Genomic DNA, 24,836 nt, shown 5'->3' on the forward strand with positions numbered 1-24,836 from the left:
TATGGCAACTATTAAGGATATTGCAAAAAAAGCGGGAGTATCAATAGCCACTGTATCAAGAGTGCTGAATTATGATACGACTCTTTCAGTTAGCGATGAAACAAAAAAGAGAATTTTTGAAGTGGCAGAGGAGCTGGATTATAAGAAAAAAGCGGTTGTTCGGAAACCCGAAATCGGAAAGATTGCTCTTTTTCAATGGTATACAGAAAAAGAAGAGCTAGAGGATTTGTATTACATGTCCATTCGTCTTGGAGTGGAAAACCGCTGCCGGCACCATGGGATCCAGGTTATTAAATATTTTCAGGATAGCTTCGAGGAATTGAAGGGAGAAGATATCCACGGACTAATTGCCATCGGTAAATTTAGCCGCAGGCAGATCAGCGAGCTGGCTTCTGTAACGGAAAACATCGTGTTTGTCGATTATTCTCCCGATGAGGATCAATATGATTCCGTTGTGGTTGATATGGAAAGAGCCACTATGAAAATCCTGGATTATCTGTTGGAGAAAGGGCATAAGGAAATTGGCTATATTGGGGGAAGAGAAGCTTATAAGGACCAAGCCACTGTCATCGAGGATTCGCGGGAACTGGCCTTTAAGCGGTATTTGACAGGAAAAGGGCTTTTGGATGAGAAATTCATGTACATCGGAGGATTTTCGGTGGACCAAGGCTGCACTCTAATGAAGCAGGCGATTGAGGATCACGGTGACCGCCTGCCGACAGCTTTTTTCGCCGGTAATGACCCGATTGCTATTGGAGCACTTAGGGCCTTGCTTGAAGCGGGGATTTCCGTACCTGAAAGGGTAAACATCATCGGAATAAATGATATTAGCGTATCCAAATATGTTTTTCCTGCCTTAAGCACAGTAAAAGTCTATACCGAACAAATGGGAGAAACGGCGGTCGACACCCTCCTCGAAAGAAACGAAGGCCGAACCATTGCCAAAAAAATAGCCTTCCCAACCAAACTAATCATAAGAAACAGCAGCTTCTAACTAAAGAACATAGAAAACAAGTACAAGAGCTGGATGACCCAAAACAGGGGCATCCAGTTTTTGCATTTTGTCAGCCTCAGGTGGACAATCTCCACGCGCGGTGCCTGTCACCTTTTCCCTGCAAATACCAAATTAGGGCTTCCTTTTTAGAAAGGAATGGAATATAATCATAGTGTACTATGTATGATAGTACAGTTAATACAGATTGGGGGCACCCAGTTATGTTTGAGCTGGATATTAGGAGCCGTAAACCGATATATGAACAGCTGGTGGATAAGATGAAAGAACTGATTATGAATGAGCTGCTCAAGCCTGATGAACAGCTTCCATCGGTCCGGCAGCTTGCAACTGAGCTTTCCATCAACCCAAATACGATTCAAAAGGCATATCGAGAGCTTGAAACGCAGGGGTTTATTTATTCTGTCAAAGGAAAGGGAAGCTTTGTCAATCCTAACCAAAAAGCAATTGACAAGGAGAAGATTGTGGAAATGAAGAAGGAACTGGAGAAATTAATCTTGGAGGCCTTATACCTCGGGATTCCTGCCCAAGAACTGATCAGTCTCATTCAAGACCTTGATGCTTCTAAGGGGGGAGCCTGACAGCTATGATTGAATTTAAAAACGTAACGAAAAAATTTGATCGATACACAGCCATTGAAAACGTCAACCTGACCATTCAAACGGGTTCAATATATGGATTAATCGGATCAAACGGAGCAGGAAAGACAACAATTATCAAGCTGCTCGCGGGTATTTACCGACAGGATCAAGGGGAAGTCACGATTGACGGGCAGCCCGTTTTTGAAAACGTTCAGCTCAAAGAAAAACTTGTTTTTATACCTGATCATCCATACGTTTTCCCGCAATATACCACGAGGCAAATGGCCCGTTTTTACCGTAACTGCTATCCGAGTTGGGATGAGGAACGCTTTAAGAATTTGGCTCAGGCGTTTGAGGTGGATGTAAATAAGAAAATTCAATCCTTTTCCAAAGGCTGGCAGCGGCAGATTGCCTTTATTATGGCTCTGGCGGCAAAACCGGACATTCTCATCCTTGATGAACCAATGGATGGCCTTGATCCGGTTGTTCGGAAAAAAGTAAAAAATCTGCTGATTCAAGATGTTGCGGAGAGGGAAATGACGATTCTCGTTTCGTCCCACAACCTTCGGGAAATTGAGGACATTTGCGACCATATCGGCATCCTTCACAAAGGGACACTATTAATCGAGAAAGAGCTGGATGATCTAAAGTCCAATGTCCACAAAGTCCAAGTTGCATATAAGAATGGCTTGCCGGATAGACTGCTCGATAAACTAAAGCCGCTTCATGCTGAAAAACGGGGAAGTGTCCATCTGCTTATCGTCAGGGGTGAAGAGGCGACAATAGCAAAACAAATTATCGAGACCCATCCCGTCATTTTTGACTTGCTCCCACTAACACTTGAAGAAATCTTTATTTACGAAATGGGGGATATCGGCTATGCCATCAAAAATGTCGTTGTTTAATAAAGAACTAATGCTGCAAATGGGCCGGAGTACAGGATGGATTTCCGTTATTTATTTGCTAGGGCTGCTATTTGTCCTTCCGATTCGTATTCTATTAATTCTATATTCAGATTCTGATAATTTTTTATACTATCAGTCTCGTAACAACCTTTTTCAATATGACTACGAGATTCAGGTTTTCCTGATTGCGATTGCCCCTGTCATTTTGGCTGTCTTTTTGTTTCGGTTCCTGCATGTCAAACAAGCAGCGGACCTCATGCACAGTCTTCCGTTAAAAAGGAGTCGAATTTTTCACCATTACGCCCTGACAGGAATGGTGCTGCTCATCCTGCCGGTTGCCATCGTAACAGGAATCGTCTACATCATGCATTTCACCTATGACCTCGGCAGCTTGTTCACTATACATGATTTACTCTACTGGTCAGGCACAGTCATCGTTATTACGCTGCTCCTGTATATAGCAAGCGTATTTGTTGGAATTATGACGGGAATCTCGGTAGTTCAAGCCGTACTGGCGTATGTTTTTCTATTTTTCCCAATCGGGATTACCGTATTGCTGTCCTATAATTTGAAAATCTTGCTCTACGGATTCCCAGGCGATTTTTTCCTAAACCGCCAGTTGGAAAAATTATCACCGATCACCTTTGTCACCGTTCTTGAAAGCCGAGCTTTTCAATGGAAGGATGCTGTGCTGTATATCGTTATGACACTTGTCTTGTACGGGCTGTCCCTGTTTTTTTATAAAAAAAGAAACCTGGAGTCGGCCTCCGAAGCGATTGCCTTTCCGAAATTGCGTTCCGTCTTTAAATATGGGACTGCCTTTTGCTTCATGCTGCTGGGAGGGTCGTATTTTAACGATGTTTCCTTTAAAAACCTTGGCTGGACCTTGTTTGGCTATGGAATCGGGGCAGGCATTGGCTACTTTGCGGCTGAGATGGTGCTGCTTAAGACATGGCGGGTATTCACCCGCATCAAAGGTCTTGTCGTTTATCTAGCTGTTATTGCGTTTCTTGTAGTAGGGGTTCAGGCGCTTGGATTTTATGAAAATAGAATCCCGAAACAAAATGACATTAAGAATGTCCTGCTGACGGACAACCCGAATTTTTATATGAGATATGATGGGTTTTACGGAGATGTTTTTGACCCAAAACCGATGAAGGAACCTGAAAACATAGATGCCGTCCTGAAATTGCATAAACAAATCTTAGCCAATAAAAAAGTTAATCAGCAGGAAAATAATAAAGCTGATCGAGACTTTTTTATCGTTTATGAATTGAAAAATGGCCAGAAGGAAGTCCGTCAATACCGTGTCATGACGCGCCTATATGAGGATTTCTATAAGCCTATTTACGAATCGAAGGAATTTAAAATGACTTCAAAAGAAATTTATATGATGTCTGAAAAGAAGGTAAAGTATCTGCAAATTAGGGCAAATGGCCCTTTGAACAAGGTTGTCACTCTTTCCACGCCGGAGGACGTAAGGCAGGCACTGTCTCTATTAAAAGAGGATGTTCTTGCGGAAACGTATGACGATCATATGTATTATACAAACGGGGGGGCCTTTATACAATTTAACGTAGGAAAAGAGCAATCTGTTGTTTTAGATTATATGCCGACTTATGTGAAATTTACAAACTGGCTGAAGGAAAAGGAAATGCTGGAGCAGGCTAGGCTAACCGCTGCTGATATTTCACATGTCGTGGTAGCAAAGGGTGATTTCTCCGAGATTAATGATTCTGATTTAGGCCTAGAATCGGCTATTGAAAAGAGCAAGAATGCATTAAAAATCACAGATAAAGGCCAAATTGAGCAAGTATTGGAAAAGGCCGGATCCAATCCTCGCCACGAATATGCGGCAGTTGTGTATTATAATGGCGGCAATTTCAAGGAAATTATGTTTTTTGATGAGGAGCATGTGCCGGAGTTTATTAAAAATCATTTTAAATAAGCGGGAGCGAGAAATGAACGCGGTAAATTTTAATGAGGTATATTCCAAACACGCAAAACGGCTATATTATATTGCCTATCAGTATACTAGAGACGAGTTTATGGCAGAGGATATCGTCCAAGAATCCTTTTTAAAGGCGTACCGGAAATTGGACACGGTCGAGGACAATGGCAAATTGGGAGCATGGCTCTCGGCCATTACCGCGAGAACCGCGATTGACTTTCTTAGGTCGGAGAAAAGACGCCATTGGACACCGATGGACTATGCCGAACTAGAACCGCTGCACTGTGTCGGAGCGAGCGGCGGCTCTAGTACAGAGGAGGCGGCTGTCATCCGGCTTTTCCAAGAGGAGATCGGTGGCTCAATAGAGAGCCTCTCCAAGGAATTCCAGGAAGTACTGATACTCAAAATGCAGTACGGACTAAAAGAAACTGAAATTGCCAGCAGACTCAACCTCAAATCCGCCACCGTCAAAACTCGGCTTTACCGGGCAAGGAAACAGCTGCGGCGGATTTTGGCGGCAGGATAGGGTGTTATAGGGTGTCAGGCACCACGCGTGGACATTTGTCCACGTGAGGTGGACACTCTTTTTTTATTTCTACTAAACCGACTGAAAATAAGATGGTTTGGTAGTTATGAGAGCTTCATAACACCCGGGCGAGAAGGAAAAGGAGGTATCGGTAGTTATGAGAGCTTCATAACGCTCGAGCGAAAAGAAAAGGTGGAGCTCCGGTAGTTATGAGAGCTTCATAACACCCGGGCGAGAAGGAAAAAGGAGGCATCGGTAGTTATGAGAGGGTTCATAACGCCCGAGCAAGAAGAAAAAGGAGACTTAGGTAGTTATGAGAGCTTCAAAGAGTTCCGGCAAAGGTTCAAAGCACAAAACTTCATACGTTGTTAATGACCTCGGCCATTTCTTATGAGGAAATGAAGTCCCCGCCATTAACATGTAAGGTTTGCCCAGTGACGTATCGCGAGTCATCGCTCGCAAGATAGACATAGGCAGGTGCGAGTTCGAAAGGCTGGCCGGCACGTTTCATTGGGGTGTCGGTTCCGAACGTCGAAACCCGTTCTGCCGAGAATGACGAAGGAATGAGCGGTGTCCAAATCGGCCCCGGTGCCACGGCATTGACACGGATACCCTGGTCAACGATAGATTGCGAGAATGACCTTGTAAAGGACACGATGGCTCCTTTTGTGGCGGAATAATCAATCAGTGTTTTTTCGCCGCGATAAGCTGTGATAGAGGCGGTATTGATAACCGAGCTCCCATCTTTTAAATGTGGCAATGCTGCCTGGGTCATAAAAAAATACGAAAAGATATTCGTTGCAAAGGTATGAAACAGCTGCTGCTCAGAAATATCCGTCAACTGCTCTTGAGGATACTGTACCGCACAGTTGTTAACTAAAATATCCAGTTTTCCGAACGTCTTAATCGTTTTTTTCACAACCTCCAGACAATTTTCTTTATAACGGAGATCGGCCGGAATGGCCAAACAACGCTTGCCAATCTCTTCCACTCTGGCTTTCGTTTCCTCAGCATCCCGTTCTTCATAAAGATAAACGATGACAATATCTGCACCTTCCTTGGCAAAAGCATATGCGACTGCTCGGCCAATCCCGCTGTCCCCGCCGGTTATAATAGCTACTCTGCCCGCCAATTTACCGCTTCCATTGTAATCCTGATTTTCTGAAATCGGCCTCGGATTCATTAAGTATTCAAGTCCCGGCTGCTGGTCCTGGTGCTGCGGAGGAAAGGAAATCGGCTGCTCCTCGCATTTCGATTCCTTGCTGTAGTAAGGATATATCGGATAATTTCTCATAAAAGTACCTCCCTAACATGGGCATTAAACTAAGACACTATATGCAGTCGAGTCAAGCGGGGTTACCAGATAGCAAAATCCATAAGTAATTCTTATCCTTTTTCATAATAACTGCGAAATTTATTTATCGAGGGGATAGGAATATACTGGTAGTGAAGTGACAAGGGGGTGTAAAGGATGGAATATATCTTGCTTTACATGATTGGAATCTGTGCCACAACGCTTGGGACGCTTGCCGGCGGGGGCGGACTCATCAGCCTCCCCGCCATGCTGATCTTAGGGCTGCCAATCCACTCGGCTATTGGTGCAAACAAAGTATCCAACACGGTCAGTTCTTTTTCGAGCTTTTACCATCTTTATAGAAAAAAAGAAATTTCCCTAAAGGAAGCCATCTGGATTATTCCTGTCAGCCTCGGCGGCGGGGTCACCGGCGGCTTCATCGCATCCCGTGTATCGGGGAAAAATATGTACATCATCGCCATTATTCTGCTTATTTTCGCTTTTATCGCTTCCTTTAAGGGAAAAGGAAATTTCGCCGGAACGGAACCGTTAAAGATGAACAAGGTCAGTGTGCCAGGCTTGTTCGGAATCGGATTGTATGACGGCCTGTTTGGCCCGGGACAAGGAACGCTGATGCTTTATTTATTCGGCTATTTGAATATTGCCTACCTTCGCGCTGTGGCTTTGGTGCGGATCGCGACTTTTTCCAGCTGCTTTGGCGCCGCCATTTCCTATATCTCAACTGGAAAAATCATTTGGCCGATGACGATTGCGCTGCTGCTTGGTTCCCTTTCTGGAGCGCAAATCGGCGTCCGCATTGCCGAAAAACTAAAACCAAAATATGTGAAACCCATCTTACGAGTAGTGACAATCGGTCTGATTTTCCAAATATTTATAGATAAAGTTATATGATGCATGGGGACGGTTCTTTCGTTTCATTTTTAAATGAAACAAAAGAACCGTCCCCGCGTTTTAGGCATACCTTAAAGGAGCAGGAATTTGTGGGGCGGGTGATGTTGTGGTTGGTGGCAGTACTGAGTGGAGTGGGTATCTTGATGCGATTGATGCTGCCTTGGAACAGGGGATGGCGGCAAAAGAAGTGGTTTGCTCGATTACTACCGGGTTTCGAGTGCTTCCCTCGCTGCAGAATGCGCCGGGCCTGAACCCGTATCATGCGTCTGTAGCGGATGTCGGGTACGGCTTTGACGCGGTCAGGGGGACGATTGCCCGATTGAGGGGCGGCGAAGTGATTCCTCTAGTAAAAGAAATGCTGGTCCTCGACCTCGATACGCTGCGGATCAGCGAAAAACAATTGAGCCCCAATTTTGAGATGGTTGCCCAAGTGGCGGGACCGGATACTTATTATTTGATTGAACAAGGCCAGCATTTACACCGGCAGATTGCTAAAAAAATCAACGAGGCCATTGGGTACGGTAAGGCTCTTTTCGGTCCTGAATGGAATGTGATTTTGAAACGTGTGCAAAAAGTTCAGGCCATTCCACGTCTTTAATAGAACCAGTGATAGGGAGGGAAGGGAATGCCAGGTGCTCAAATGAATGAAGAGGAACGACAGCGGCTGCTGGAATGGTGGGACACAACCGAGCGGGGAACAGTTGTGGTAAAAAGACTAATGTCGTATGTGACAGAACTCCGGCTGCATCCGGAGTCAAGACGTGCCGATGGGATGATTTTGTTTTATCGGGCTGCATCAGAGGTTTCGTATGGGTACGCGGGGATGAGAGGCTGCATTCGCAGAGCGTTCACACCCGAATATTTCGAATTCCTCCGCCATAATATTGTCAAATGCCACAGCTTTGCAAGGAGATTTTCAGTCGACACAAAGGTCCTTCTCGAGCGGGTCGCCAAACAAATCAGCGGGCAGGAAGCTCTCGCAATAGTCCAACGCATTCGCGAAACCCTTCGTGAAAATGACACGGTTTTAGAGGAAATAGAAAATAAGAAGAATGCTTTTTTGGGTGTGATTCAGGTGTGAAACATGGGGACGGTTCTCTTGCCTCATTTTTAAAATGAGGCAGAAGAACCGTCCCCATGCACTCAAACACAAGCTTCGTATTCTCTCATAATGTTACTAATAATGGTTTTGACCGGCAGGATTTCCTTGATTTCATGGACTCTTGCACCAGCGAAAACAAGGCCGTTCTCACAATCCCCATTCATGGATGTAATCAACGAATCCAGTGTGCAAAAACGATAAGAACAATTCTTCAGGCAATCAATGCACTGCTTTATTTTCACCTTTTTCTCATCTGAAATCAGTTCGGTAAAATGGTTTTTAATCATACGTCCCTGGAGGCCAACTGTGGTTTTGAGCAAAATCGTATCTTCCTGCCGGGCATGAACATATTTTTCTTTAAATGATAGTGGTGCGTCACACTCTTCGCTGGCTACGAACCTAGTACCCATTTGGACTCCTGATGCCCCCATTTTTAAGGCTCGGGCGAGATCCTCTCCTGTCAAGATACCGCCAGCTGCAATGACGGGAATCTTCACTGCGTCTATTACTTCTGGCAGGATATCGAATAAAGGCCTGTCGGTACCTAGGTGCCCGCCGGCTTCAAAGCCTTCAACCACAACAGCGGAGGCCCCAAGGCGTTCAGACATCTTCGCAAGCCTTGCTGAAGAAACAATCGAAATGACGGGAATACCTGCTTCTTTGCCCCAGGCATACATATCCCTTGAAATTCCGGCCCCTGATATGATGAAATCAACCTTTTCTTCAATGGCTGCTTTCATTTTTTCAGCAAAGTCATTCATGGCAAAAAGAACATTAACACCAATATAGCCAGTGCCCGTTATACTTTCCCTCGCCTTTCTTATATGCAATCTCATATCCTCGACCGTAATCCCTGTACCTGAGATGATTCCAATGCCTCCTGCGTTGGCAACTGCTGATGCCAGCTTACTTAAAGAAATTCCTACTCCCATACCGCCTTGCAAGATAGGAAATTTGGGCAACATATGACCTATTTTCAATTGTGGGAAATTCAAGAAAAAACCCCATTTCATTATTATTTGAAGGACCTTAACACCTTCTCATTGTAACAATAGGGTTTCCGTAGGGCAGTGAGATGTTTAACACCTGGTGTTAATAGTTGATAATATTTTGGGATTTGTCACAAAATGTTCAAACTCTTCATAAAAATTAATGAGCCGAATCAGATACAGCCTCATGATTTTTAACTTTAAGTATGCAGGCCAACGCAAACAGCATACTTACCGCAGCTGCAAAGAATAACATCCCAAATCCAAAGTGGTCAATCAGCAGGCCTAAAACTGGCGGGGATACGATGGCAGCGAGGGAGGAAACCAAATAATATAAGCCGGTTCGGGTCCCGTTTCTGTGTTCACTTCCCGTTGAAACCACATAAGGATAAGCATTGATATTGATGCAGGCCCAAAACATTCCCCCGGCGACAAGAAAGAACCTCAGGACAAACACGGAGTCTACCCAATTTAAGAAGAGAAAGACAAAGAATAACCCGATGACTCCAATTAAGATCACCTTTTTCTCCCCATATTTAGCGCCAAAAAAACCGCTTGGAATAGAGGACAGGACAAAGCTTAATGAAAAGAACGCTAACGAGAAGGCGGAATCACTTCTAGACAAGCCAAGTTCTTTTACCCCATACAAGGTAAACAACGCCTCCATCCCCTGGATCGCCACAAACCAAAAGAAAATGGCCGCCAGTAAAAAAATCGTGGGTGCGTTCAGTTCACCTTTGTAATCTATCTTAGAAGCAGTTGTCATGGTTACCGGTAAAGAATCACGGTTTTCCTTAATATTTTTAAACAGAACCCATAACGTAACTATTAAAACCATCCCCACCAATAGAAATGGCAAGGATTCATGAACATTAAACAAAAGTGCCCCCACACTGAATGCCAAGATGGCCCCTAGGCCGCCCATGAAATTAATGATCCCGTTCGCCTTGGTGCGCTGATGTTCTGGTGTAATGTCGGGCATCAGGGCAATGGTGGGTGAGCGGAAAATAGCCATTGATAAGTTCATACCAACCATGAAAAGGATTAACGTGAAAAGGTTATGATGGAAAGGAATTAGCGCGATAAAGAGGGCTGCGAGTGGAATGCCGATAAGCAGGTAGGGCATGCGCCTTCCGAAGCGTGTCTGGGTCCGGTCACTGAGGCTGCCTACATAGGGCTGTATAAAAAGGGCGAAATAATTATCAATTGTCATGAGAAAGCCGATTAAAGCCGTGCTTTCAAGATAATCGTTCAGAAAGAACGGGACAAAGCCGTTATACAAAGACCAGCCGATACTAATGCTGAAAAATCCGAACCCTAACAGCCATGTTTTTCGCAAGAGAAAACCTCCCCTCGGCAGCTGAATCTTTTGTCCTATATCGAAAGCATGCCTCATAAACCATTAATAGGAATGTTATTATCATATGCCGCACCTTCATTCTTTTGCCTGATTTTTTCATAGCTTGATAGGGAAGAGCCCGATAAAAGAAATTTTTCAAAAAGCAATTGACAGATATTAGAAAAGATATTATTATCATTATTGAGAATGATAATAATAAAAACAGAGGGTTCAAAGGGGAGATTGAAATGGTAAGTACAGCAAAGATTATTGCGATGTTTGTTCCAATTATCTTTTCGTTTGTATTATTTATTGGATTGATTTTGTTTTATAGAAAGAGAACTGGGGTGTCTGCAAAGCCTGTAATTTTAGGGGCAGTTGGTTTTATTGTGTTCACCCAAGTGCTCGAGAAGATTTTGCATGTGGTCGTAATCACAAGCTTCCCAAATTACGCCGACCATCCTTTGGCATGGGGAACATACGGCGCCTTGGCGGCAGGGCTTTTTGAAGAATTAGGTAGATTCATATTATTTACATGGCTTTTGAAAAAATTCCATGACTATAAAGGCGGTATTTCGTTTGGAATTGGCTGGGGAGGCATTGAGGCAATTCTCCTTATGCTGGTGGTTTGCGGTCAGGCTTTGGTTTTTTCCTTTATGCTCAATGCCGGAACGTTTGAAAGCTCAATGGCTCAGCTGCCAAGCGACCAGGTGGCAGCCATTAAAGAGGGTATTCTAAGTCAAGGAATAGACTTTTATTACTTTGCCATCCTTGAACGTTTCTTAGCAGTCTTTATGCAAATGGCTTTTAGTTTATTAGTTTTATTGGGTGTTACAAAAAAGAAATTTTCATATGTAATTTTGGCAGTTCTCATCCATGCAGGAGTAGACTTTCCAATCATATTTGCTCAAGTCGGCAAGATTACTAATCTGTGGATCATTGAAGGATACTTGGCGGTTATCGCTGTATTCTCAATCATCTTTATCAAAAAATCCAAAACGATGTTTACAGACGACGCAAAATAGAATAATAGAAAATGAAAGACTTGGACCTAGCGCGGCTCAAGTCTTTTTTTATTTAAGGAAAAGTTAAGGAAGGGACCTGATAATAGGCTTATCCAAAAATATATTTCCGGCTGGGTTCTACCGGATATGAAAAGGAGTAAGCAAAGATGAAAAAATGGATCCTTATTGCAGTTAGTGTGCTTATTGTGGGGTATGTCGGTTATCAGTGGTATAACTCCAAAAATGCCACGCAAACCGCATCGGCGCAAGTCCGGACTGCGACCGTACAAAAAGGTAAGCTAGAAGTGAAAATCAGCGGATCGGGTGCGGTCCAGCCGGTGACAAGTACTGACATTAAGTCAAACGAAAACAATAAAATAATCGAAGAAGTATTGTGGTCTCCCGGTGAGGAAGTAAAAGCAGGTGAAGAATTAATCACCTATACGGATGGAAGCGACCCTGTCACGGCACCTGCAGATGGTATGATCACTTCTTTTTCTGTTGCTGCAGGTGATCGGGTTACACAAGGACAGGTTGTTGCCCACTTAACGAACTATAAAGACTTACAAACCGTCGTACAGGTCGATGAGCTGGATATAACCAAGATTCAAGTAGGACAAGCGGTAAACATAAAGGTAAATGCGCTGCCTGATCAAACTTTCACAGGAAAAGTATCGGCGGTGGCTAATGAAGGGACATCATCCAATGGTGTGTCCACATTCGATGTCACCATCCATTTTGATCAAATCGATAACCTGAAGGTTGGCATGAGCACAGAGGCAAGTATTCTGACTGCAAGTAAAGAGGATGCCCTCTATGTTCCACTTGATGCGGTCCATACAGCAAATGGTGAAAAATATGTCATCGTTGCTTCAAATAACTCTAACGTTCAATCAGAACAAAAAACGGTAAAAACAGGGTTAGCAAATGAAGATTATGTAGAAATCACAGAAGGTGTTTCAGAAGGTGATATCCTTCAGTTACCTCAATTAGCGACAGACAGCTCGTCTACCACGAATACCCGCGGAATGATGCAAGGCGGATTTGGAGCAGGCATGGGCGGATTTAATCGCAACGGAGGTGGACAATGGCGGTCCGGCGGAGAAAGGAGCGGGAACTAATGAGCAAGCAAATGGTTCCGTTCCGTAATTTTACGGCCTCAGAAGGGAGCAGTCAGTAATGGGTCAACCAATCATTCAAATCACCAACCTAATGAAAACCTATAAGCTTGGCGGCGAAACAGTTCACGCCTTAAATAATGTATCTATCAAAATTGAAAAAGGGGAATTTCTAGCGATCATTGGCCCGTCTGGTTCGGGAAAGTCAACCTTGATGAACATGGTCGGCTGTCTTGACCGCCCCCAGTCCGGAAAATACTTGTTGGACGGCAAGGATATTGGCAAGATGAATGATAATCAGTTGGCGGTAATCCGCAATCAAAAAATCGGCTTTATTTTTCAAAACTTTAACCTGTTGACCAAATTAACGGCGCTTGAAAATGTGGAACTGCCCTTGTTGTATGCAGGTGTTCCGGCAAAGGAACGGAAAGCAAGAGCAATGGAAAGCCTAAGCAAGGTTGGTTTGAAGGAACGGGCCGGGCACCTGCCTACCCAGCTATCCGGCGGTCAGCAGCAGCGGGTTGCAATTGCCAGAGCATTGGCCGGAAATCCTTCCATACTTCTTGCCGATGAGCCAACTGGTGCCCTTGACAGCAAGACAAGTAAGGAAATTCTTAGCTTAATGAAAGAACTTAACGAATTAGGCCATACCATAATTTTGATTACACACGATTTGGCGATCGCGAAGCAGGCAGGGCGAATGGTCAGCATCCAGGATGGACAGCTATTGGAAAATGGGGGTGAGCTGATTGGGAATATGGCAATCTATTAAAATGGCACTTCGCAGTATCCAAAGCAATAAGCTTAGATCGGCCCTCACCATGCTGGGGATGATTATCGGGGTATCCTCGGTGATTGTGCTTGTGTCGATTGCCCAAGGTTCGGCCCAGAACGTTACCAGCAGGATTAATCAGCTTGGTACAAACCTGTTAACCATCAATACGTTTGGAACGGATTTAGCTTTAACGGAAGATAAAATCAGCGAACTTAGTAAATTGAATGGTGTCAAAGCCATTTCTCCTGTTGTTTCGGGCCGTGTCAATGTGAAAAAGGATAAAACCGCTTCGCAGGTATCCGTGACGGGGACTAATGCCGCTTATTCGGATGTGCGAGACACAAAGGTTAAGCAAGGACGTTTTATCACCGACCTTGATATTGAATATCGGCAAAAAATTGCTGTGATCGGCTCGGAAACAGCTTCCACCTTTTTTGGAGCGGAAAACCCAGTCGGGCAATACATTCAGATAGAAGGAACTTCTTTTAAAGTTGTCGGGGTGCTCGCATCAAAAGGAAGTTCAATGGGACAGGGCGGCGACAACACCATTATCGTTCCGCTTAGCACTGGTCAGCGATTAGTGAAAAGCACAACCATTAACCAGGTCTACTTGCAAGGAAAAAGCGAGGAACAAATGGATGTGGTCATGAATGAAGTGAAACTGGCGCTTGCTGGCATGTATCCAAACAAAAGCGATTCGTACAGCGTCACTAACCAAAAGGATTTGATGGATACGATGAGCTCCGTAACGAATACGATGACGATGATGTTGGGCGGAATCGCCGGAATTTCTCTGCTTGTTGGCGGGATTGGAATCATGAATATCATGCTCGTCTCGGTTTCAGAACGGACGAAGGAAATCGGGATCCGCAAGGCGATTGGCGCCAAACGGCGTGATGTACTTTTGCAATTTCTGATTGAGGCGGTTGTGTTGAGCGGTGTCGGGGGATTGATTGGGATCCTTGCTGGAGTAGGATTAGGAAAAATGCTGTCATCACTGTTTAGTTTAACAGTGTCATTCACCTCTTCAGTGATGATTGGTTCGTTCCTTTTCTCGCTGGTGGTTGGTGTCATCTTCGGAGTGTTCCCGGCCAATAAAGCGTCAAAACTAAACCCTATTCAAGCCTTAAGGTACGAATAAAAGTATGGATTTAAGCGGCCTTTCTTTTGCGGCCGCTTTGTTTCCTATATAATAATTTTAATAAATATTTTGGGAGCGTTCATTTATGCGTTTATTAGTGGTAGAGGATAATCTCTCCTTGCTGGAATCCATTGTCCAGCTATTATCCGATGAATTTGAAGTGGATCAGGCATCAAACGGGGAAGATGCCTTGTTTTTGGCGATGCAAAATATACATGACGCGATTGTACTCGATGTGATGATTCCAGAAATCGATGGTTTTGAAGTGCTGCAAACCATTCGTAGGGAAGGCCTAAACATCCCAGTTCTTTTTCTAACGGCACGGGACTCCTTGGAGGACCGCGTAAAAGGACTAGACAGCGGCGGGGACGATTACTTAGTGAAGCCGTTCCAAGCAGCGGAATTAAAGGCGCGGATCCGTGCCCTATTAAGACGAAGCGGGAGCTTAACGACCAACCAAACCATTCAATACCGGGGAATTGAATTACTGGGCCGGGAACGGGATATTGTGGTGGACGGCAAACCCATTAAGCTCACGGCCAAGCAATACGAGCTGCTTGAATTTCTCATCCAGAACAAGGGAGCGATTTTAACAAAAGAACAAATCTACGATCGAGTCTGGGGCTTCGATTCAGATACTACCATCGCCATTGTTGAGGTGTTTATGCATCATCTTCGGAAAAAATTAGAACCCCATGGCTATCATGCGGATATAAAAACCATTCGCGGTGTCGGCTATATGCTGAACGAAGAATAAGGGCAGCATATGTTTCGACGTACACATATTAGGCTCACTTTGTTAAATTCGCTGGTTTTCATCGTCTTAATCAGCATTCTTGGAAGCATTATTTATTTTTACATGGACCATCGATTATATCAGGACGTAAACCGGTCGTTACTGGAATCTGCTGCCCATTTTCAACAGCAGCCGGACGACGATGATGATCATGGCGCTCCCGGTCCTAGGTTCATGAGGCGAGATCCAAGGATTATGACCTTGTTATGGCAAGGGGAAGATAAACAGCTGCTCGGGGAACAAGGCCGTGAAACCGAGTTATTTACAGGTAAAGAGGAGCAGATCCGCCCGAAAAAATTAAATTCCTTGCAGGATGTGGAGGCAGGAGGATTTTCTTACCGATATATCGCATTTGAAGTGAATACGACTGCCGGAAAAATCACCGTGCAATTCATTCGCAACGTCAATTCGGAAAAAGAATTATTAAATAGGCTGTTTTTAATTATCTTAATCGGCTGTGGTATTGGTGTCGTTTGCGCGCTGGCTTCCGGGTATTTCCTGGCTGGCAGGGCTCTTGTCCCGATTAAGAAGGCTTGGGATAAACAGCAGGAATTTGTCTCGGATGCCTCTCATGAGCTGCGGACGCCGTTGGCAGTCATCCAGGCTAAAACCGATGTGCTGTTCCGGAATCCAAAGGCTACCATCCAGGATAAAATTCACGATATCTCCACTATTTCGAAGGAATCACGCAGGCTTTCCAAGCTGGTGACCAATTTATTAACGCTGGCGAGATCGGACTCCAATCAACTGGAAATGAAGAAGCAAGAGTTCCAAATCGATGAGCTTTTAAAAGAAATCCTTTTGCAATTTGAAGATATTGCTTTATATCAAGAAAAATCAATCCATTTAGACGCCCCTGAGCCTGTTGCTTTTTGCGGGGATAAGGAAAGGATCCATCAGCTCATTGTTATATTACTGGACAACGCGATGAAGTATACAAATGAAGGCGGAGAAATCCAGCTATCTTGCATGCAAAGCCACTCTTCCATTATCCTTTCCGTAAAGGATACCGGGATTGGCATTCCCGAGCAGGACATCCCGCGGATATTTGACCGCTTTTTCCAAAGCGATAAAGCTCGGACATCTGCTGAGGGAACGGGGCTTGGCTTATCCATCGCTAAATGGATTATCGACAAGCACCATGGCAAAGTAAAAGTAAACAGCTCGCTTGGTAAAGGAACATTGATTGAAATTGTCTTTCCAAGAACCCAAAAAAATTAATTTGGGTTCTTTAATTTTTTTAAGAATATCTTAAGGAAAGCTCTTCATAATGAGGGTATCTAATGGGTACAAGCATATTGAAGGGAGAAAACTTTAAATGAAAAAAGTGAGAAAAACGCATTTATGGATTGGTTTGATAGCTTCTGTGTTAATCTTTATGGAGTCGCTCACAGGGCTGCTTATGAATGAACCATGGCTGATCGGACAGACCCAGATGGGGGAGCGCGGCAATTTCCAGCCTGGTCAATTTAGACAAGGTTTTACAAACGGCGCTGGACAGACTCAAGGAGGGTTTAATCGCCAAATGGATGGCCAAGCAGGCGATAACAACCAAGGACAATCAAATGGGCAATTCGGAAATCAAATGCAAGGGCAAGATGGTAATCAAATGCAGGGGCAGAACAGAAACGGCCAATTCCAAGGAGGAGCTGGCAGGTTTAACGGAAACGGAAACTTCACGAGAGGGTTCCGCGGTGAAGGCATAGGCCAAACATCCGCTATGGGCATCATCAGGGGACTTCATGAAGGCCGAATCGGAAATACCGATGTCAAGTGGCTGATCGACCTGACTGCCATTGCGATGATGTTCCTAACAGGTTCAGGCATCTATCTTTCTCTTAAAGTCCTTGGCGCGGAGAGAAAAAGGAAAAGACGTGAGGAAGATCCTTATAATGCGGTGCTCTAATTAGGAAAAGCTAACATGATAGATTTTTAAGATGGAAGAGGCACACCCGATGCGGGGAGTGTCTCTTTATTTTTCAGAAAATTAAACAGGACTTCGAATGGTGAACGCCGAATAGTAGGGAGTAGAATTTTTCGGACAGCGGAGGAATACGAATTTGATAAAAGACATGGATTCAATATTAATCATTGATCAAAAGGATGGGCTGGGGCCAGAATTCAGCAAACTAGTTTCAATGATGGACTACGCAAGGGCCACAACGATTGAAGAAGTAAAGGATCTTACCGTCAAGGAGTTGGATTTTCTTTATGACGAGGATGCCAATTCCATCGGTATGCTGCTCGCGCATTTTGCAGCAGTTGAAAAAGTGTACCAAATCGTTACCTTTGAAAATCGGGACGATTTAACCGATGAAGAAGTTGCCCGTTTAAATCCAGCACTAGATCTGGGAAGACCCGCACAAGAAATCAAAGGTTATCCCATTGATTATTACTTAACGGAATTAGCAGAAGTCCGGGCTGCCACCGTTGAAAAATTTAGAACCCTGCCGGACGAATGGTTATTTGAGCAGACTCCATTTTGGTGGAACCTTCCGGCCAATAACTATTTTAAATGGTTTCATGTTTTTGAAGATGAATTGAATCATAGGGGCCAGATTCGTCTCATAAAAAAGATGATCAAAAAAGAAAAAAACTAAGAAATTAGAGGTGGAGATAGTTGAATATTTATGTTATCCGTCACGGCGAATCAGAGCATAATGTCGACAGGAATGTGATGGCGCACACGCACGATTCCCAGCATAGTTTGACAGAGCTTGGCCACAAGCAGGCCGACGTAACGGCCGATTTTATGAAGACAATTGTGAATGGAAAGACCGTACTATACAGTTCCCCTTATTTACGGACGAAACAAACTGCCCAGGCGATTCATTCCTTGCTGCCGGGGGAGGTTCCATTTTTCGAAAATCCTCTTTTGAGAGAATGGGAGCTTGGCAATCTTTATGATTTCAACAACCGAACTCCGGAGGCTAAAAAGGAATATAAAGCGGCGGGCCAATTTTATTTCCGTTTTCAAAATGGCGAGTCTCTAGCCGATGTGTACCTGCGCGCAACCATGTTTATGAATACGGTGGTTGACCGCCTCAAGCGGCAACAGCGCTATGATAATCTTGTGATTGTCACGCACGCCGCCTTTATCCATATGCTGCTGGCATTCCTAACGGAGACGCCGGTTGAGGATTTATTGAATTTCAAGCCGATTGAAAATGCCTCTGTCACCAAGATTGATGAGGTGGATGGAGACTATCAGCACGAAAAAATCTTTGTGCCGAAGGTTGAAGTCTAGCCATTATATGCAAAATGGCCCTGCCAAAAAGGCTGAGGCCATTTTTTTTAAAGTGCTTCGTTTATCACCTTTTTGTAATAAGCAACCGAAAGGACACCAAAAATGGAGTAGAGTGCCGCATACAACAGCATCACAACCAGCATCGGTGTCCAAACCTCTGCACCAAACAAAAACCAACCGGATTGAACCGCAAAATAACCGTGTGCCAGGCCAACCGCTAACGGAATGCCAAAGCTAAAGAGCTGCTTTCCTTGAATTCCTCTTAACAAATCCCCTTGTGTAAAACCAAGTTTTCGTAAAATCGTATAATTTGGCTTTTCCTCTTCACTTTCTCCCATCTGCTTAAAATAAAGAATACAGCCGGAAGTAATCAAAAAGGTTAACCCAAGGAAGCCAACAATAAACATGGCCAGCCCCATATTCTTTTTCTGCTCTTTGATCAGGTCGAGACGGGAATCATTTCCATGGTCGCTGCTAAAATGCAGACTAGAGAAGATCTTATTGGCTTTTTCAAGCTGCTGCTCATTTTTTAAATTAATACCTATGAAAAGGGATGATTTTTGTTGAACTTTTGGATCCAGATCCTGTTTCAATCGCTGAAAAACAGCATCATCAACAATGGCAGTCGGTGAACCGCCAGCTGTGTAGTACCAGGAAATGACGAACTCTTTTTCCAGTCCCGAGTATTTTAACGGAATCACTTGTTGAAGCCCCTTAAATTCAATCGTTCCCGAATCCTTTAAGGTCATAAACTTCTGCAGCAAATCACTATAGCCGGTAAAAATAGTTTCACCCGGTGCTGCATCAACATTTTTTACAGATCTGTCGCTGATGACTGACATAGGCATGTCGGCAGGGTCGACCATCATTCCTTCCAAATTCCGTTCTAGGATTGGCTTCAAGTTTGCGCTGACCTGAATAACCTCAATACGTTTTTCATGAAAATCGATTCCTGCATTGTCCAGAGCAGTCTCAAATGTCGTTGCATCCCCTTCGGTAATAAAAGCAAAATCAGCGGCCACATTATTTTGGGCTGTTTTGTCAACAGAATAATAGGAGATATAGCATAACGATAATAGACCGATTGCCAGCGCCGATACAGTCGTGATAATCGTTAATAACATGGCATTCGATTTCATTCGGAACATGATGGAGGACAGCGACATCACTTCATTAATTGATAAGTAGCCGTCTTTGCGTTTGCGGATGAGTTGGAAAATGAAACTGACCGAACCCTTATAAAACAAATACGTTCCGATAATGACTGATCCCAGAATTCCCGTCATCGCCGCAAATAATGCCGGCATGGTGGTAAAATCTCCGCCGAACAGCTTGGAAGAAACATAATAGCCGGTGGCAATCAGCACCAATCCAAGAATCCCAATAAAGTTTTGAAACATGGATAATTTTTTTACTTTGCCCTCTGTCGATGAAATGACCCTAAACAAAGCTAAAATGCTTTGGCGTTTGATAAATAGATAGTTCATCAATATGATAAACAGGTAAATCACGATAAACACGATCATTGTTTGCACGAATGCCTCTGATGAGAAATGAAGGCTGGCTACTGCATCAACGCCGGTAATGTTAAATAAAATCATCAATATTAGCCGTGACACTGAAAACCCGAGAAAGATGCCAATCATCAGGGAGCCGAAGTAAAGGATAAAGTTCTCGGCACTGAGAATCCGAAATATCCGGCCTTTGGTCATCCCGATTAACTGGAATAATCCGATTTCTTTGCTCCGCCGCTTGATGAAAATGTTGTTGGCATACAGCAAAAAGATGGAGACAATTGCGACAAGCAAAATAGAAGCGGTACGAATGGCGGCGGCTCCTTTGATGGTCCCTTTCGCTTCCGTCATCGCCGGGTCATACTGCAGTGTAACAAACGCGAAATATAAAGCTACACTAAAGACCAACGCAAACACATACAAGAAATAATTTTTCAGGTTCTTTTTCAGGTTGCGAAGGATCAGTTGATTAATGTTCATATTGAACACCGCCCAACACCGCTTGTGTTTTCATGATGTCTTGAAAGAAGGCCTGCCGGGGCTGTTCGCCCTTATTTAACTGGGTGTAAATCTGCCCGTCCTTGATGAAAATGACCCGGCTGCTGAAGCTGGCGGCAACAGGATCATGGGTGACCATCACAATCGTAGCATTACGCCGTTGATTTAATCCGCTAAGCTTGTTTAACAGGTCTGATGCCGACTTGGAATCGAGCGCACCCGTCGGTTCGTCCGCAAAAATAATACTTGGTTCATGGATAAACGCCCTTGCAGCAGAAGTCCGCTGTTTTTGACCGCCGGAAATTTCGTTTGGATATTTGTCCTTGAGCTCGTAAATACCGAGTTCTTCAGCAACTTCGGCGAATTTTTGATCCGCTTCTTTTTTAGGCATTTTCGTGATGGACAGCGGCAGGAGAATGTTTTCTTTTACCGTTAATGTATCTAAAAGGTTATATTCTTGAAAAATAAACCCTAAATGATGTTTCCGAAACTCAGCTAGCTGTTTTTCTTTCATTCGAGTGATTTCGTTTCCTTCAATTTTGATGGAACCGTTGCTTGATTTGTCAATCGAAGAAAGGACATTCAGAAGCGTTGTTTTTCCGGAGCCTGAGGCACCCATGATGCTGACGAATTCCCCTTTTTCAATACTTAAATCAAGTCCCTTTAAAACGTCCTGCTTATTCCACTTATTGCCGTAGCTTTTATAAATTTTACTAGCTTCTAAAATTGTCATTTCGACACACTCCTTATTTGGATAGCTTTAGTATAAAGGTGCGTGTAGATCACTTCCTTCGTTTCGCCGAACAAATGCGGCAAAGCATGTGACAATGTTGTCACATGCCTGAGATATGAAGGAATTCATTTCTTTTTGGAAAAATTAGCCTAAATGTCGTGCCTTCTCCTAATTTGGATTGCACCTCGATATGGATGAATAGCGGCTGGGAAGCCTTTTTTGCAAGATAAAGCCCCATGCCGGTAGCCGCGCTGTCTTGATGTTTGGTGGTCGAGGTGAAGCCCTTGTCAAAAATGCGTGGCAGATCCCGCGGGTCAATGCCTCGGCCGAAATCGGTGACTTCAAGTATGGTCTGTCCATCTTGAAGGCCGCTTTTGATGAAAATATCCGAGGCTTCGCTGTATTTCACAGCATTGGTTAATAACTGTCTAAGAATAAACGCCAGCCACTTGGCATCCGTCAGTACCTCGGTGATGCCAAGCTCTACATCAAAACCGATCCCTTTTTGCATACACCATGATTGCAGCGTTTTAATCTCTGAATAAATAATCGGCTTTAAATCTGTTTTTTCGATATATAAGTCATTTTCCATAAATGGTATCCGCTTTTGGTGAAGCTGCTGGTCAAGCAGCAGATGAATTCGCAGCCACTCAAATCTTAGGTTTGCCCTCAGCTTGCTATCCTCCATGCGTTCAATCATTAAAGACATAGCTGTTAGCGGTGTTTTTACCTCGTGTATCCAGGATAGCAGTTCATCCTTTTCCTGCTCCAGCGTCATCCGATTAGAGGAAGCCTCTAACTTGAGGGAATCGGTTTGGCTGATGACGCTCCTTTCAATAATTTTTTCAAAAGGGCTTCGGCTTTTCGGCAGGCCAGTTAGATCAAGGCTGCTTTCCCAATCCTCCAGGCCTTTATAAAAGTGAGTCTCCTTGTGGTAACGAACGGTTAGGAAAATCGCAAAGATGATGAGCGACAGAAAAACCATATACAGGACGGGCAAAAACGGGATAGCAGAATCAATGTAGGCGATAAAAACGATGAGAAATTCTAAGGATAAAATGAGTAGAATCCAGCTCCGCCGTTCTTTTAAAAAATGTTTTATCATGGCAGCTGCGCCTCATCGGCCGCCATATAGCCTTGTCCCACCTTCGTTTCGATAAAATGACCGATGCCAATCTCATCGAGTTTTTTGCGGAGCCTATTGACATTGACTGTTAGGGTATTGTCGCTGACAAACCGCTCGTCGTCCCACAAGCTTTTGATTAACGCTTCGCGCGTGACGATTTTATTCTTTTGATTAATAAGCTCCCTCAGGATAAACATTTCATTCTTGGTCAACTCGATTGAACCTGCGTCGTTGGCAATTGTGTTTTTTTGATAATCGACTGTCGCCCCGCACCAGGTTTTCAGTTCGATTTGGCTGTCACTGCTGTAATCATAAACCCGGCGCAGCATCGCCTGTATTTTTGCAATCAGGACATCGAAATGAAAGGGTTTTTGGATGAAGTCATCCGCGCCAAGCTGCATCGCCATTACCATGTCCGAAGGATGATCCCGTGACGATAAAAATAAAATCGGGACGCTCGAGTGGGAACGAATCATCCGGCACCAATGGAACCCGTCAAATTTGGGCAGCTGGATATCAATGATGACCAAATCAGGCTTGGTAGCCGTGAATTCCTGCATGACTTGAGCAAAATCTGTTATTCCATACACGTCATAGGACCAGCCGGATAGCCGTTCCTTCACTTCATTGAATAAAGTAGCATCGTCTTCAATTAATAATAGTTTAAACATTGGTATCACCAACTTATTTTGGTTTTTCCTCAAATACATAGTATAGCAAAAATTTCCTTTTATTTATAAAAAAAGAGCCAACTTCAGTGGCTCCTTTGTAAATTATGGCTGGTCGGCTGGGAAAACGATGCCTGCGTTCTTTCTAGCTGCAACTAGCATCTTCATGACTGAGTAACTGTAATCGAGTAGTTCATAGCAGCGGTCAAAGTCCTGATTTTTATACGTTTCTTTGAAGGCAAGCAGTTCATAATAAAGCTTGTTCGCTGTCGTCTGATTGTTTAAGGTGACGGCTGTTCCATCGGTATGTAAGATGACGTTTTGACACCCATTTGCCCCATGTTCAACATGAATATATCCTTTTTCACCTTGGATAAGGACAAAGTTCAGGCCTTGTGTATCCTTGCTTCCCACGCACTCGGCGATAAAGTCGGGATATTTCATGACAAGTACCCCTGAGGTATCAATCCCGTTCGCATGCTTATTTGCCGTATAGCGGATGGATTCTGGTGTCCCGAACAGGCTCATCACGAAATGCAGGTTATAAATGTTGATATCAACAAGGGCGCCGCCGGAAAACTTCGGATTAAATACATTCGGTGTCTCCCCTGCAAGCAGGGCATCGTACCGGCTAGAGTATTGGCTGTAGTTGCCCTGGATTATCCTTATTTGCCCTAGGCTTGGCAGGTTTTCTTTAATGAGTTGATAGTTGGGCAGGTGAATGGTTGTGATGGCCTCAAACAGCATTAAATTCTTTTGTTTGGCGAGTGCTATCAAGCTTTCAAGCTCTGCGACGGTCGATGTGAACGGTTTTTCACATATGACATGTTTTCCATGTTGGAGAGCTTGGGTCGCCTGTTCGTAATGCAGGCTGTTTGGGGATGCCAGGTAAATAAAGTCGATGCCTGGGTCCTGGTACATTTTTTCGATGTCGGTGTAGATAGCAGGGATTTGATATTTTTCAGCTAACGGTTGGGCAGTTTCCTGTTTTCGGGAATACATCGCCACACATTGGGCGTCTTTTATATTATTTAATGCAGAAAGAAAGGTATCCACAATCGAACCCGTTCCAATAGTAGCAATATTCATATGCTCAAGTCCTCCAATAACAAAATACTTCTAACATCATAATGTATTTTGGCAGGCTTGCCAAATAAGTAATGAGGCATGGGGACGGTTCTTGTGCATCACTTTTGAATAGTGGGGAAGTTTAGCTCTTCGTGAAGAAAATAAAAGACAAAACCGAAACTTTGCGCCCGTAAAGTGTCCAATAAAAGGCCATTAAAGGACAAAACGGAGAGCCCGAGCTGGTAAAGTGTCCAATAGAAGGCATCTAAAGGACAAAAGGGAGATCCCGAGCAGGCAAGGTGTCCAATAGAAGGTCTCTAAAGGACAAAACGGAGAACCCGCATCCGTAAAATGTCCAATAGGAGGCCTCGCTAAAAAAAGCGTACCAAAGAACGATTCTTTCAGTTAATGGAGAGAATGAACGGGCAAAAGCCCTTTATCTTCAGGAAGGCTTTGAGCAAGTAGAGGGCGTAGCGTGATATCAATATGATCTATAAATGTTTCAAATTGAAAACAATTAAATTATATTAATATAAT

25 protein-coding genes are annotated in these 24,836 nt (G+C 44.0%); 17 read left to right on the top strand and 8 right to left on the bottom strand.

The features are described from left to right. The first annotated feature begins 1 nt into the window (after position 1). The 5 genes from QNN06_RS02125 to QNN06_RS02145 all read left to right on the top strand — a co-directional run bounded on the left by QNN06_RS02125 (position 2) and on the right by QNN06_RS02145 (position 4,975). Positions 2-994: a LacI family DNA-binding transcriptional regulator gene (locus QNN06_RS02125; RefSeq protein ID WP_284036859.1), complete on the top strand. Its 993-nt coding sequence runs from the start codon at positions 2-4 to the stop codon at positions 992-994. A gap of 221 nt (positions 995-1,215) precedes the next feature. Beyond that, positions 1,216-1,593 carry a GntR family transcriptional regulator gene (locus QNN06_RS02130; RefSeq protein ID WP_284036860.1) on the top strand — a complete coding sequence of 126 codons (378 nt, stop codon included), beginning with the start codon at positions 1,216-1,218 and terminating at the stop codon, positions 1,591-1,593. A gap of 5 nt (positions 1,594-1,598) precedes the next feature. Then, the gene (locus QNN06_RS02135) at positions 1,599-2,498 is read left to right on the top strand and encodes an ABC transporter ATP-binding protein (protein WP_284036861.1); all 900 of its coding nucleotides are present in this window, start codon (positions 1,599-1,601) and stop codon (positions 2,496-2,498) included. Next, positions 2,473-4,446 (top strand): multidrug ABC transporter permease, encoded by a 1,974-nt coding sequence (locus QNN06_RS02140; protein ID WP_284036862.1) that lies wholly within the window; start codon positions 2,473-2,475, stop codon positions 4,444-4,446. Before QNN06_RS02135 ends, QNN06_RS02140 begins: the two co-directional genes overlap by 26 nt. Before the next feature lie 13 nt (positions 4,447-4,459). Further along, entirely contained in the window at positions 4,460-4,975 is a 516-nt protein-coding gene (locus QNN06_RS02145; protein ID WP_284036863.1) for an RNA polymerase sigma factor, read from the top strand. A 388-nt stretch (positions 4,976-5,363) separates the two neighbouring features. Here QNN06_RS02145 and QNN06_RS02150 read toward each other — a convergent pair whose 3' ends face one another. Next, entirely contained in the window at positions 5,364-6,269 is a 906-nt protein-coding gene (locus QNN06_RS02150; protein ID WP_284036864.1) for an SDR family oxidoreductase, read from the bottom strand. 177 nt (positions 6,270-6,446) lie between these two features. On the opposite strand from QNN06_RS02150, the gene QNN06_RS02155 reads away from it, so the two are divergent. The 3 genes from QNN06_RS02155 to QNN06_RS02165 all read left to right on the top strand — a co-directional run bounded on the left by QNN06_RS02155 (position 6,447) and on the right by QNN06_RS02165 (position 8,262). Continuing rightward, positions 6,447-7,181 (top strand): sulfite exporter TauE/SafE family protein, encoded by a 735-nt coding sequence (locus QNN06_RS02155; RefSeq protein WP_284036865.1) that lies wholly within the window; start codon positions 6,447-6,449, stop codon positions 7,179-7,181. A gap of 106 nt (positions 7,182-7,287) precedes the next feature. After that, positions 7,288-7,779: a hypothetical protein gene (locus QNN06_RS02160; RefSeq protein WP_284036866.1), complete on the top strand. Its 492-nt coding sequence runs from the start codon at positions 7,288-7,290 to the stop codon at positions 7,777-7,779. Between the two features lie 27 nt (positions 7,780-7,806). Next, positions 7,807-8,262 (top strand): hypothetical protein, encoded by a 456-nt coding sequence (locus QNN06_RS02165; protein ID WP_254124577.1) that lies wholly within the window; start codon positions 7,807-7,809, stop codon positions 8,260-8,262. Positions 8,263-8,324: 62 nt separating this feature from the next. On the opposite strand, the gene QNN06_RS02170 is transcribed toward QNN06_RS02165, so the two are convergent. Next, on the bottom strand, positions 8,325-9,296 hold the full coding sequence (locus QNN06_RS02170) for an NAD(P)H-dependent flavin oxidoreductase (protein ID WP_284036867.1): 972 nt from the start codon (positions 9,294-9,296) through the stop codon (positions 8,325-8,327). A 136-nt stretch (positions 9,297-9,432) separates the two neighbouring features. Then, positions 9,433-10,611: an SLC45 family MFS transporter gene (locus tag QNN06_RS02175; protein ID WP_284036868.1), complete on the bottom strand. Its 1,179-nt coding sequence runs from the start codon at positions 10,609-10,611 to the stop codon at positions 9,433-9,435. 248 nt (positions 10,612-10,859) lie between these two features. Here QNN06_RS02175 and QNN06_RS02180 point away from each other — a divergent pair, with 248 nt between their 5' ends. The 9 genes from QNN06_RS02180 to QNN06_RS02220 all read left to right on the top strand — a co-directional run bounded on the left by QNN06_RS02180 (position 10,860) and on the right by QNN06_RS02220 (position 18,692). Beyond that, positions 10,860-11,636, top strand: coding sequence for a YhfC family intramembrane metalloprotease (locus QNN06_RS02180; protein WP_217034287.1), 777 nt, complete (start codon positions 10,860-10,862; stop codon positions 11,634-11,636). A gap of 146 nt (positions 11,637-11,782) precedes the next feature. After that, on the top strand, positions 11,783-12,736 hold the full coding sequence (locus QNN06_RS02185) for an efflux RND transporter periplasmic adaptor subunit (RefSeq protein ID WP_284036869.1): 954 nt from the start codon (positions 11,783-11,785) through the stop codon (positions 12,734-12,736). Positions 12,737-12,794: 58 nt separating this feature from the next. Continuing rightward, positions 12,795-13,505: an ABC transporter ATP-binding protein gene (locus QNN06_RS02190; RefSeq protein WP_249366988.1), complete on the top strand. Its 711-nt coding sequence runs from the start codon at positions 12,795-12,797 to the stop codon at positions 13,503-13,505. Then, a complete protein-coding gene (locus QNN06_RS02195; protein ID WP_284036870.1) occupies positions 13,483-14,649 on the top strand; it encodes an ABC transporter permease in 1,167 nt (388 codons plus the stop codon). Before QNN06_RS02190 ends, QNN06_RS02195 begins: the two co-directional genes overlap by 23 nt. An 85-nt stretch (positions 14,650-14,734) precedes the next feature. After that, positions 14,735-15,406 (top strand): response regulator transcription factor, encoded by a 672-nt coding sequence (locus tag QNN06_RS02200; protein WP_284036871.1) that lies wholly within the window; start codon positions 14,735-14,737, stop codon positions 15,404-15,406. A gap of 9 nt (positions 15,407-15,415) precedes the next feature. Then, complete coding sequence (locus tag QNN06_RS02205) at positions 15,416-16,666, top strand: sensor histidine kinase (protein WP_284036872.1); 1,251 nt, start codon at positions 15,416-15,418, stop codon at positions 16,664-16,666. Positions 16,667-16,763: 97 nt separating this feature from the next. After that, positions 16,764-17,351: a PepSY-associated TM helix domain-containing protein gene (locus QNN06_RS02210; protein WP_284036873.1), complete on the top strand. Its 588-nt coding sequence runs from the start codon at positions 16,764-16,766 to the stop codon at positions 17,349-17,351. 166 nt (positions 17,352-17,517) lie between these two features. Beyond that, positions 17,518-18,045, top strand: a complete 528-nt coding sequence (locus QNN06_RS02215) for a DinB family protein (RefSeq protein ID WP_284037876.1) — start codon at positions 17,518-17,520, stop codon at positions 18,043-18,045. Between the two features lie 20 nt (positions 18,046-18,065). Beyond that, positions 18,066-18,692 carry a histidine phosphatase family protein gene (locus QNN06_RS02220; RefSeq protein ID WP_284036874.1) on the top strand — a complete coding sequence of 209 codons (627 nt, stop codon included), beginning with the start codon at positions 18,066-18,068 and terminating at the stop codon, positions 18,690-18,692. Positions 18,693-18,739: 47 nt separating this feature from the next. On the opposite strand, the gene QNN06_RS02225 is transcribed toward QNN06_RS02220, so the two are convergent. The 5 genes from QNN06_RS02225 to QNN06_RS02245 form a co-directional block, all read right to left on the bottom strand. Then, positions 18,740-20,686 (bottom strand): FtsX-like permease family protein, encoded by a 1,947-nt coding sequence (locus QNN06_RS02225; protein ID WP_284036875.1) that lies wholly within the window; start codon positions 20,684-20,686, stop codon positions 18,740-18,742. Beyond that, positions 20,676-21,437 (bottom strand): ABC transporter ATP-binding protein, encoded by a 762-nt coding sequence (locus QNN06_RS02230; protein ID WP_217034295.1) that lies wholly within the window; start codon positions 21,435-21,437, stop codon positions 20,676-20,678. The genes QNN06_RS02225 and QNN06_RS02230 overlap by 11 nt, the downstream gene beginning before the upstream one ends. Before the next feature lie 100 nt (positions 21,438-21,537). Then, positions 21,538-22,542 (bottom strand): sensor histidine kinase, encoded by a 1,005-nt coding sequence (locus QNN06_RS02235; protein WP_217034296.1) that lies wholly within the window; start codon positions 22,540-22,542, stop codon positions 21,538-21,540. Beyond that, positions 22,539-23,234 (bottom strand): response regulator transcription factor, encoded by a 696-nt coding sequence (locus QNN06_RS02240; protein ID WP_213120794.1) that lies wholly within the window; start codon positions 23,232-23,234, stop codon positions 22,539-22,541. Before QNN06_RS02240 ends, QNN06_RS02235 begins: the two co-directional genes overlap by 4 nt. A 102-nt stretch (positions 23,235-23,336) precedes the next feature. Next, positions 23,337-24,320, bottom strand: a complete 984-nt coding sequence (locus QNN06_RS02245; RefSeq protein WP_284036876.1) for a Gfo/Idh/MocA family protein — start codon at positions 24,318-24,320, stop codon at positions 23,337-23,339. Positions 24,321-24,836: the final 516 nt, after the last annotated feature.

This window comes from Neobacillus sp. 114, from assembly GCF_030127045.1.
Taxonomy (GTDB): Bacteria; Bacillota; Bacilli; order Bacillales; family Cytobacillaceae; genus Neobacillus; species Neobacillus rhizophilus.